This window comes from Actinoplanes solisilvae (genome assembly GCF_003999975.1).
GTDB classification, from domain to species: Bacteria; Actinomycetota; Actinomycetes; order Mycobacteriales; family Micromonosporaceae; genus Actinoplanes; species Actinoplanes solisilvae.
In genome coordinates this window covers 22,428-32,689 of sequence record NZ_RJAC01000047.1, presented here as the reverse complement: position 1 = coordinate 32,689, position 10,262 = coordinate 22,428, and the positions used below count along the sequence as shown (strand labels likewise).

Sequence of the window (10,262 nt, the reverse complement as noted above, 5' to 3'; positions counted from 1 at the left end):
ACCTGCCCGGCGTGTTCGCCGCCGGTGACCTGGTCGACCACACCTACCGGCAGGCGATCACCGCCGCCGGCACCGGCACCGCCGCGGCGCTGGACGCCGAGCGCTTCATCGCCTCATTCCTCGAACTCTGATCCCTCCCGCATGCCGTGAGTACGTATCCAACAGAGCCCACTGCTGGATACGTACTACGGCCTCCGCAGCGCAGCCGGGCTCAATCGCAGGTGGTGCAAGAGTTCCAGCCGGTGCGGGATGACGGAGTACCACGCCCAGCTGCCACGCTTCTCGCGGCTGAGCAGGCCTGCTTCGACCAGGACGCGCAGGTGGTGGCTGATCGCCGGCTGTGTCATGTCGAACGGCTCGGTCAGGTCGCAGACACAGGCCTCACCGGTGGCCGAGGCTTCGATCACGGACAGGATCTGCAACCGGGTCGGGTCGGACAGGGCTTTGAAGAGCCGAGCGATCTGTTCGGCGTCCGCGCGTGCCAGCGGCGGCCCGGCTGGGTCCGCGGCGCAGACGTCCGCAGGCTCGGGATGGGATCGGGCGGCGGGCATGATCCAAGCTTAGGAAGCACCCGCGGCTCGCCGAATGACGGCAAAGTGAACAACGGGGGTTCGCCGGATCACGGCGGGTCGAGGCGGTAGCCGAGTCCGCGAACCGACACCAGGATGCTGGGATGCTTGGGGTCGTCGCCCAGCCGGGCCCGGATGCGGCGGATGTGCACGTTGAGGGTATTCGAGGACTCGTCCGCGCGGCGCCAGATGAGCTGGTGGATCTGCTGGCGGGTCAACACCCGGCCGGCGTTCTGCATCATCAGCTGCAGGAGCTGGAACTCGCGCAGCGGCATCGCGATCGGTTCGCCGTGCAGGCACACCTCGAACTTTGCGGGATCCAGCCGCAGCGCCCCCACCTCGATGGCGGCTTGGAACTCGGTGGCGGTCTCTGGAGAGATCGACTGGAGCAGGTGCAGGATGTCGGCGGTTCGGTAGGGGCGGGAGACGCAGGCGCGAGCGCCCGCGGCAAGGGCGCGGGCGACCTCGTCGCCGTCGTCCGGGCCGACGGCCACCAGCGTCGGGATGCAGGCTTTGGCGTAGAGAGCGCGGGCGATCGCCGCCCCGGTCATCGGGGGGACGCGGGCGGCGGTCAGCACAGCATCCGGCAGCAGCGCACCGACCTCCAGGAGAGCCTCAGCGGGATCCGTCATGGCGATCGCGTCGACCTGACGTTCGTGCAGTGCTTCGACGAGCTGTTCGCCAGCTTCCTCGTCGGGGTCGAGGATGATCAGCAGAAACCGGGTGCGGTTGACGTGGGCAGTCGGCCGGCACTCGGGGGGATTGATCGGCTCGGTCGGCATCGTGGCCTTCACCGCGTACGAGTTATGCATCTCAGCCGAATCGGCCGGTGATGTAGTCCTCGGTGCGTTTGTGGTTGGGGTTGGTGAACAGCTTGTTGGTGTCCTCGTACTCGACGAGCCTCCCGTGGCGTACGCCGGCTTCGTCGACCTCCGCGGTGAAGAAGGCCGTGCGGTGCGAGACGCGGGCGGCTTGCTGCATGTTGTGGGTGACGATCACGATCGTGTAGTCGGCGGCGAGGTTGATCATCAGGTCTTCGATCTTGCCGGTGGCGATCGGGTCGAGGGCCGAGCAAGGCTCATCCATGAGGATCACCTCGGGCCGTACGGCGATCGTGCGGGCGATGCACAGGCGCTGCTGCTGTCCGCCGGACAGGGCGAGCGCGGACTGCTTGAGCTTGTCCTTGACCTCGTCCCACAGCGCGGCGTCGCGCAGCGCCTGCTCGACGAGGTCGTTCATGCTGGTCACCTTCATGCCGGTGACCCGGGGACCGTACGCGATGTTGTCGTAGATCGATTTGGGGAACGGGTTGGGTTTCTGGAAGACCATGCCGATGCGGCGGCGCAACTCGATAGGGTCGACTTCGCGGGCGTACAGATTTTGGCCGTGGTAGCTGATGGTGCCGGCGACCCGGGCGCCGGGGATCAGGTCGTTCATCCGGTTGAGGGATCGCAGCACTGTGGACTTGCCGCAGCCGGACGGGCCGATCAGCGCGGTGATCTGGTTGCCGGCCATGTCCATGTCCACGCCGCGGACCGCCTCGTAGCCGCCGTAGAACACGGAGATGTCCTTGAGGGTCAGCACGGGCTCATGAGCAACGCCGTCGTCCGCGGACAGGCGTACGGATGTGGTGATCAAGGGCGGAGCCGGGTGGGTCATGGCGGCGTCCTTCGGGTCGGAGGGGGTCATGGCGTGCTCACCAGCGCTTCTGGAACTTGTTGCGGATGACGATGGCGACGGAGTTCATCAGCAGCAGGATGACCAGCAGCAGCACGATGGCGGCGGCGGCGAGTTCCTGGAACTCGGCCTGCGGTTCCTTGATCAGGTTGTAGATCTGGATCGGCAGGGTGGTGTAGGTGGACAGCAGGCTGTCGGGGTTGAAGCGGATGAAGGTGACCGCGCCGAGCAGGATCAGCGGGGCGGCTTCGCCCAGTGCTCGCGACAGCGCGAGGATGGCGCCGGTGGCCATGCCGGGGATCGCCGCCGGGAGGACCTGCCGGGAAGTGGTCTGCCAGCGGGTGGCGCCGAGGGCGTACGAGGCCTGCCGGATCGACTGCGGTACCGCGCGCAGGGCTTCGCGGCTGGCGATGATGACGGTGGGAAGCACGAGCAGTGACAGGACGACCGCGGCGGTGATGACGGTGAAACCAAGGCCGATCACCCGGGCGATGAGGCCGAGGCCGAGGATGCCGAAGACGATCGACGGCACGCCGGCGAGGTTCTGGATGTTGAGTTCCAGCAGCCGGTTGTACCACCGGGTGTTGTCGGCGTACTCCTCCAGGTAAATCGCCGAGGCGATGCCGGTAGGCAGGCTGATCAGCGCGGTCAGAGCGATGACCCATAGCGTGCCGGTGATCGCCGACTGCACGCCCGCGGCCTCGACCCGGGAGGCCCGGCCAGTGGGCATGTTCTGCCACAGCCGGGCGTCGAGGCGGTTCCAGCCCTTGTAGACGGCGAAGACGATCAGCGCCACCAGGAACGCGAACGCGACCAGTAGACAGAACTGCAGGGCAAGCCGGAAGAGGAGCTCGCCGGGCCGGATCCGGCGCTGGGTCAGCGATGGCGGCGGCGCGATGACGGCTTCGCGGGCGGCGGCAGCGGCGGTCATTCGTACACCTCGCGGAACTTACGCACCAGGCGGATGGACAGGGCGTTGAGCCCGAACGTGAAGACGAACAACGTGGCGCCGACCGCGAAGATCGTCAAATACTCCAGCGAATCCACCGGAAGGTCGCCCTGGCCGGCGCCGGCGATGTAGCTCGTCATCGTGGCCGCACCCTGGATCGGCGAGGTCGGCACGTCGGCGGTCTTGAGGCCGGCGGCGATGGTGACGATCAGGGTTTCGCCGAGGGCGCGGGAGAAGCCGAGCACGATCGCGGCGACGATGCCGGACAGCGCGGCGGGAACGACGACGCGGGTGGAGACCTGCATCTTGGTGGAGGCGAGCGCGTAGGCACCTTCGCGCAGGGAGCGCGGGACGGCGCTCATCGCGTCCTCGGAGAGGCTCGCGACGGTGGGGACGATCATGATGCCCATGGCGATCCCGGCGACCAACAGGTTCTGGAACTCGGGCTTGTTCGCCGTGGGCCACCAGTCGATGAGGACCGGATTGAGGAACGTCAAGGCGAAGAAGCCGTACACCACGGTGGGGATACCGGCGAGGATCTCCAGGACCGGTTTCAGGACCTTGCGGGTCCCGGGCCGGGCGTACTCGGACAGGTAGATGGCGGCGCCGATACCCAGCGGCACCGCGATGACAATAGCGATCGCCGTGACCCACAGGGTGGCGACCAGCAGCGGCAGCACACCGTAGTGCTTGTCCGCGAACAGTGGTGTCCACATCGTCTTGGTGAAGAACTCGACAATGCTGACCTGTCCGAAGAACTCGACCGTCGGAATGAACAGCGACGCCATGATGCCGATCGTGGTCGCGACCGACACGACCGCGGCGACGACGAGCAGGGTTTCGATGATGCGCTCGCCCGGGCGGGAACGTCCCCGCCGCACACCGGCGGCGGGGACGTCCGGGCGGGTGATGTCCGCGGCCACTGCCGATCAGCTCTTCTGCAGGGCAGCGAACTCGGAGGCGAGGGTCGTCTTCTGCTGGGCGGTCAACGGCACGTACTTCGCCTCCTTGACCACCTCGTCGATGTGCTCGATGTAGTAGTCGACGAAGTCCTTCACCTGGGGCTTGGCCAGGGCCGTGCCGGAGACGTAGATGAACAGCGGCCGCGACAGCGGCTTGTAGCTGCCGTCCTGCGCCGCGGCGACGCTCGGCTCGACGCATCCGCCGCCGCCGTCGATCTTGAGGAGTTTGAGCTTGTCGGCGTTCTCCTCGTAGTAGGTGAAACCGAAGTAGCCCAGACCGCCCTTGGAACCGGTGACGCCCTGCACGGTGACGTTGTCGTCCTCGGTCGGGGTGTAGTCGGTGCGGCTGGCGCCTTCCTCGCCGTTGATCTCCGCGGTGAAGTAGTCGAACGTGCCCGAGTCGGTGCCGGCGCCGAACAACTTCATCGGCTCGCTCGGGAACGACGGGTCGACCTGGTTCCAGTTGGTGACCTTCGACTTCGGTTCCCAGATCTTCTTGAGCTGAGCAACGGTGAGGCAGTCGGCCCAGGTGTTGTCCTGGTTGACGACCACCGACAGGGCGTCGTTGGCGACTATCAGCTCGGCGTACTTGACGCCCTTCGCCTCGCACTCGGCCTTCTCGGTGGCTTTGATCGGCCGGGAGGCGTCGGAGATGTCCGTCTCGCCGACGCAGAACTTCTTGAACCCGCCGCCGGTGCCGGACGTGCCGACCGTGACGTTGACCTTCGCCTGCTCCTCGGCGTAGAGATCGGCCGCGGCCTTGCTCAGCGGACCGACGGTGCTGGAGCCGTCGACCTTGACCTCTCCGGAAAGTTGTTCGGCGGCGTCACCGCCGTTTTCGGTCGATGGGTTGTCGCTGCCGCAGGCGGTGAGGGCCGCCGTCAGGATCAGCGCGGTAGTCAGGGCGCTCCAGCGCCCGCGCACCGTTTTGATCACGTTCAGTCCTCTGCGAACAGGCCGGCAACCGGGGCTGCCGGGCGGTGCCATGAAGTCGGCGACGACCGCCGACGCCGCTCATAAAAGACGGCTTATGTGAGCCGGATCCATCTGATAGATGAACGGATGGTGAACATAAACAACTCTTTATTTTCCCAGCTCAGAGCACAAGCAACTTCACTTGACGACGCCGTACGTTCATTCTCAGTTCATTCTTCGGGGCCCAGGTGGGCGCCCGAGCGACTCCGGCTCGAGGCATCCGCCCCTCGACATCCGTCAGCATATGTTGAGTCAAGCATTGCTGAAAGTTATCCAGGGACGCAACCCCCGCCGATCGACGGAGGCAAACTTAAGTGCAGTGAATGTTGACTCAATCTCTGCTGAGGCATGTAATGGACGGGCGGCCGCCAGCCGCTCCCCCCGTCACTACGGAGATCAGCGATGACCGACTTCGTCCTGCCTTACGAGCACCGTGACCTGTCCATCGACCAGCAGGTCGCCCTGCGGACCGCCGCGGGCAACCTCGGCCGCGAATTCGACGGGATCTACGGCGCGGAGACGATCGAGCGGTTCCTGCACAGCAGCTACGACCAGTTCGCGACCATCAGCTGCGTGCCGAACTTCCTGCCCCTGCTCGCCGAACGCTTCGCCCGCCAACGCCTGCAAGCACTCGCCCGCGTCGAGGGACACCACCGCGACGGCAAACCGGTCGTGCTGTTCCTGTGCACCCACAACGCCGGCCGCTCCCAAATGGCTCTCGGGTTCTTCACCCGGCTCGCCGGCGATCGGGCCATCGCCTGGTCCGGCGGCTCCGAGCCCGGCCGCGAGATCAACCCGGCCGCGATTGCCGCCATGGCCGAGCGGGGCATCGACATCACCGGCGATTACCCGAAGCCGTGGACCGACGAGGTCGTCCGTGCCGCCGACGTCGTCATCACGATGGGCTGCGGCGACGCCTGCCCGGTCTTCCCCGGCACCCGCTACGAGAACTGGGACCTCGACGACCCGGCCGGCCTCGACGTCGACGCGGTCCGCCCGATCCGCGACGATCTCGAACGTCGCGTCCGCGTCCTGCTCGATCAGCTCGAAACCGCCGGAGCACAGAAGTGACCATGCGTCTGCTCGCTATCGGCGGCACTCGATCGCAGGCACGACCACCCTTCACCCTGGAGCTTCTGCTCAGGCCTTCCGCGAGGGCGGCGGGATCACCAGTACGGGCCGGTGGGCGTTGTGCAGAGTCGACATGGCAACGCTGCCCAGTACGATCTCGGTAACGACCGAGCGTCCCCGTGAACCCACAACGACGGCTGCGGCCTTGTGCTCGCGGGCGCAAGCCGACAGGGCGTCCGCCACGGCGCGGCCACGGGTGCCGTGCTCACTTTCCACGTTGAGCACGGTGACAGTCTGGTTGATGGCTTCGAATTCCGGCGCGGCCGCCTGACCGGAGATGGAGTCCCCGACTGAAACAAGCAACAGGTCGCGGGTGGGTAGCAGGTCCCGGGCCGCGGAGAACGCGGCGTCGGCACCCGTTGAGGCGTCCCAGCCGACGACGACCGGCCCGTCCGGAATCGCTGCGTACTCGTCGGTCAACAGCGGCTGCGGGACCACCAGAACGGGTCGCGTGCTGTAGTGCACGGCCACGTCCGACACGCTGCCGAGCAACGCTCGGGCACCGCCGAGGCCTCTCGAACCGACAACCAGCAAGTCCGCCTGTACCTCGCCGGCGAGCTGGGCCAGATGGAGACCTTCTCCACCATAGGCTCGCCGGATCAGGGGTTCGCTGTCCCACCCGGCGGCTCGGGCCAGCTTGACGCCCACTGATACGAGCCGAGCAGCTTCCTGCTCGCCCTCTCGCTCGATCGCTGCCACGAGCGTGTCCAGATCACGGCTGGCGGCCCACAGTCGTCGCCGGAGTTCCTCGTTGGCGAACGGAGCAGTCCACAGATGCGCGATCCACGCGTGGACGTCCGGGAACAGCTGTGCACCGGTCTCGATCGCGGCGATGGCGGACGGGGATCCGTCGTAGGCCACCAGCACGCGCCGAAGTTCTGATCCGTTCACCAGGCACCACCCTTCCGTCGCTGGATGGTCATGACGCAGTTGCCGCATCACTTGGAGCATGCGTACAGGTGCAGTCGTCGGACCTACCCCACGCTGGACGCCGGGGCATGGCGGAAAACGGCGAACATTCTGATCGTACCGGGCAGAATGTTACGGATCGTAGCGGACTGAATCATTAAATGGTGGTATGACGAGGCGACGACGCTCGGCAGAACCTCACTCGGACCCGGGAACGACCGTACGGTTGACCCAAGCTCGCGAGGGCCGTGGTCAAGTCCGGAGTCCAGACGGTCCGAACGGAGCCGAGATGTCCGCTGATGCCCCTGAGTCGATCGTCTCGATCGCATGGCACGCGCGTTCGGCGGCTGAACTCCTGCGCGATTTGGATGTTGAGCCGACGGAGGGGCTGTCGACGGTCGAGAGCCGGTTCCGGCTGCAGCGATGCGGCCCCAATCAATTGGCCGAGGCACCGAAGGAGCCGCGTTGGCGCGCGTTCCTCCGGCAGTTTCAGGACCTGCTGATCATCATCCTGTTGAGCGCCGCAGTGGTGTCCCTCGTGGTGAGCCGGGAGTGGGAGACCCCCATCGCGATCGCCGTCGTCGTGTTGCTGAACGCGACGATCGGCTTCGTGCAGGAATCGAAGGCCGAAGCGTCGCTGGACGCGTTACGCCGGTTGAGCGTGACCACCGCAACCGTACGCCGCGACGGGCGGCTCGTGCGGCTGGACGCCGGCAAGTTGGTACCCGGTGACGTGGTGATTGTGGAAGCCGGCGACCGGGTGCCCGCGGACGGCCGGTTGTTGTCGGCGACCTCGCTGGAGATCCAGGAGTCGATGCTGACCGGGGAGGCACTGCCGACAGCCAAGTCTGCAGCAGCGGAGGTCGACAAGGACGCCCCGTTGGGTGACCGGGCGAACGCCGTCTACATGAACACCGCCGTCACCCGAGGCCACGGTGAGGTGCTGGTCACGGCGACGGGCATGCGGACCGAGACAGGCCGGATCGCCGGCATGCTGCACCAGGCGAAGCCGGGTGCGACACCGTTGCAGCAGCAGATCGACGCCCTCAGCCGCACCCTGGCATTCATCGCCGGAGGCGTCATCGTCGTCGTCTTCGCCATCGGCCTGCTTCGTGGACAGCAGTTCGGCGACCTGTTCATCACCGCAGTCTCCCTCGCCGTGGCCGCCATCCCGGAAGGGCTGCCCGCCGTGGTGGCGTTCACGCTGGCCATGGGCACCGGACGGCTGGCCAAACGCGGAGCGATCGTCAAGAAGCTGGCTTCGGTGGAGACGCTCGGCAGCACCACCCAGATCTGCACCGACAAGACCGGCACCCTGACGCTCAACCAGATGACCGCCCGGGAACTGCTGATGGCGGGACGGCGATTCGCCGTCTCCGGCGAGGGATACGCCACCGACGGGCGGATCGAGACCACCGACGCAGACGTGTCCGTCCCGCTCGAGCAGGCTCTGGTGCCCATGGCCCTGTGCAGCGACGCCGTACTGCGAGACGGCGACGTCGTCGGCGACCCGACCGAGGGAGCGCTGATCGTGCTGGCCGAGAAGGGCGGCATCGACGTCGACGCGCTACGCAGACAGCACCCCCGCCTGCTCGATGTCCCCTTCGACTCCGACTACAAGTTCATGGCCACCTTCCATGATTGGACCGACGAACAGGGCCGCAAAATCGTCCGCTGCTTCGTCAAAGGCGCTCCAGACGTGCTCGCCGCGCGAGCCGACCGCTACTTCGGCGAACGCGGCCGCGTCATGCAGCTCGACGACGCCACCCGCCAACGCCACCACCGGGCGAACGCTGACGTGGCCGCCAACGGTAGGCGGGTGATGGCCGTCGCCATGCAGGACTTTTCCGCCGACGACTTCAGACCCCAGCAGGACCCCAAGGAGATGCTCGATCGGCTGGTGCTGCTCGCGCTCGTCGGCATCGTCGATCCACCACGCCCGGAAGCCCGGCAAGCCATCCAGGAATGCCGCGACGCCGGCATCCGGGTTCGGATGCTCACCGGCGACCACGCCGTTACCGCCGCCGCCATCGCCGCCGAGATCGGCATCCCGGGACGGGCTGTCACCGGCGCCCACCTGGACACCATCAGTGACGACAACCTCGCCCACGAGCTGGCCGACGTCGGCGTCGTCGCCCGGGTATCCCCCACCCACAAGATCCGGATCGTCAGCGCGTTGCAGCAACACGGCGAAGTGACCGCGATGACTGGCGACGGTGTCAACGACGCTCCCGCCCTGCGAAAGGCCGACATCGGGGTGGCGATGGGCAAGACCGGGACGGAGGTGACCAAGGAAGCCGCCTCGATGGTCCTGACCGACGACAACTTCGCCACCATCGTGTCCGCCGTGCGCGAGGGCCGCGGCGTGTACGCCAACATCGTCAACTTCACCCGCTTCCAGGTCTCCACCGCCCTCGGCTTCGTCCTGACCTTCCTGATCGCCTCGCTGACCGGCATTGCCGGCGGCGCACCGTTCACCGCGCTGCAGATCCTCTTCGTCAACCTGGTCATGGACGGGCCGCCCGCGATGTCGCTCGGCGTCGATCCGGTCAGCGCCGACGCCATGAGCCATCCCCCACGCCGCAGGAACGAGCACATCCTCAACCGGCAACGACTGCTGCGCATCCTGCTCGCCAGCGCCGTCATGGCCGGCGGCACCCTGGCCGTGCTCATCTGGGCCCCCGGCCCCGCACCCGACCACCGCCAGGCCACTGTGGCCGGCACCATGGCGTTCGTGACCTTCGTGCTGTTCCAGGCCTTCAATCTGCTCAACGTCCGCTCAGACATTCGCAGCGTCTTCAGTCGTGAAACGCTGCACAATCGATCCGCGTTCGTCGCCACCGGCATCGTCGTAGCACTGCTTGCGCTCATCGTGCAGACAGATGTGGCGCACGGCCTGTTCGCCACCACCGACCTGACACCCGGGCAGTGGCTCACCTGCACCGCGGTCGGCTCCACCATCCTGATCACCGGCGAACTGCTCAAAGCGGTGCTGCGCGCACGCCGGCGGTCACCTATGAATTCGGGACCTGCAGGGGGCTGAGCCACTGGACCACATTCTGGCTCACCCAGCGCCGCGCTTGAGGATGC

General features: G+C 66.8%; 9 protein-coding genes and 1 pseudogene. 3 read left to right on the top strand and 7 right to left on the bottom strand.

Annotated features, from left to right (window positions below):
* Positions 1-131 (top strand): annotated as a pseudogene (locus EER30_RS45340) (thioredoxin-disulfide reductase); the annotation flags it as partial.
* Between the two features lie 54 nt (positions 132-185).
* On the opposite strand, the gene EER30_RS45335 reads toward EER30_RS45340, so the two are convergent.
* The 6 genes from EER30_RS45335 to EER30_RS45310 form a co-directional block, all read right to left on the bottom strand.
* Positions 186-551 carry an ArsR/SmtB family transcription factor gene (locus EER30_RS45335; RefSeq protein ID WP_127509125.1) on the bottom strand — a complete coding sequence of 122 codons (366 nt, stop codon included), beginning with the start codon at positions 549-551 and terminating at the stop codon, positions 186-188.
* Positions 552-619: 68 nt separating this feature from the next.
* The gene (locus EER30_RS45330) at positions 620-1,381 is read right to left on the bottom strand and encodes a winged helix-turn-helix transcriptional regulator (protein WP_127509122.1); all 762 of its coding nucleotides are present in this window, start codon (positions 1,379-1,381) and stop codon (positions 620-622) included.
* 1 nt (position 1,382) lies between these two features.
* Positions 1,383-2,258, bottom strand: coding sequence for a phosphate ABC transporter ATP-binding protein PstB (gene pstB, locus EER30_RS45325; RefSeq protein WP_127509119.1), 876 nt, complete (start codon positions 2,256-2,258; stop codon positions 1,383-1,385).
* Between the two features lie 7 nt (positions 2,259-2,265).
* Complete coding sequence (pstA, locus tag EER30_RS45320) at positions 2,266-3,177, bottom strand: phosphate ABC transporter permease PstA (protein WP_127509116.1); 912 nt, start codon at positions 3,175-3,177, stop codon at positions 2,266-2,268.
* Positions 3,174-4,118, bottom strand: a complete 945-nt coding sequence (pstC, locus tag EER30_RS45315; protein WP_240670733.1) for a phosphate ABC transporter permease subunit PstC — start codon at positions 4,116-4,118, stop codon at positions 3,174-3,176. Before pstC ends, pstA begins: the two co-directional genes overlap by 4 nt.
* 6 nt (positions 4,119-4,124) lie before the next feature.
* The gene (locus tag EER30_RS45310) at positions 4,125-5,090 is read right to left on the bottom strand and encodes a PstS family phosphate ABC transporter substrate-binding protein (protein WP_240670736.1); all 966 of its coding nucleotides are present in this window, start codon (positions 5,088-5,090) and stop codon (positions 4,125-4,127) included.
* A 444-nt stretch (positions 5,091-5,534) separates the two neighbouring features.
* Between EER30_RS45310 and EER30_RS45305 the strand changes: the two genes are divergently transcribed.
* Complete coding sequence (locus tag EER30_RS45305; protein ID WP_127509111.1) at positions 5,535-6,203, top strand: arsenate reductase ArsC; 669 nt, start codon at positions 5,535-5,537, stop codon at positions 6,201-6,203.
* Positions 6,204-6,272: 69 nt separating this feature from the next.
* Here the strand turns inward: EER30_RS45305 and EER30_RS45300 are convergent, their stop codons facing one another.
* Positions 6,273-7,154, bottom strand: coding sequence for a universal stress protein (locus EER30_RS45300; RefSeq protein WP_205650706.1), 882 nt, complete (start codon positions 7,152-7,154; stop codon positions 6,273-6,275).
* A 307-nt stretch (positions 7,155-7,461) separates the two neighbouring features.
* On the opposite strand from EER30_RS45300, the gene EER30_RS45295 reads away from it, so the two are divergent.
* Positions 7,462-10,215: a cation-translocating P-type ATPase gene (locus EER30_RS45295; protein WP_127509105.1), complete on the top strand. Its 2,754-nt coding sequence runs from the start codon at positions 7,462-7,464 to the stop codon at positions 10,213-10,215.
* Positions 10,216-10,262 lie beyond the last annotated feature (47 nt).

Coding starts and splice junctions, on each gene's coding strand:
- EER30_RS45335 (WP_127509125.1), bottom strand. CDS start 551: ATGCCCGCCGCCCGATCCCATCCCGAGCCTGCGGACGTCTGCGCCGCG.
- EER30_RS45330 (WP_127509122.1), bottom strand. CDS start 1,381: ATGCATAACTCGTACGCGGTGAAGGCCACGATGCCGACCGAGCCGATC.
- pstB (WP_127509119.1), bottom strand. CDS start 2,258: ATGACCCCCTCCGACCCGAAGGACGCCGCCATGACCCACCCGGCTCCG.
- pstA (WP_127509116.1), bottom strand. CDS start 3,177: ATGACCGCCGCTGCCGCCGCCCGCGAAGCCGTCATCGCGCCGCCGCCA.
- EER30_RS45305 (WP_127509111.1), top strand. CDS start 5,535: ATGACCGACTTCGTCCTGCCTTACGAGCACCGTGACCTGTCCATCGAC.
- EER30_RS45295 (WP_127509105.1), top strand. CDS start 7,462: ATGTCCGCTGATGCCCCTGAGTCGATCGTCTCGATCGCATGGCACGCG.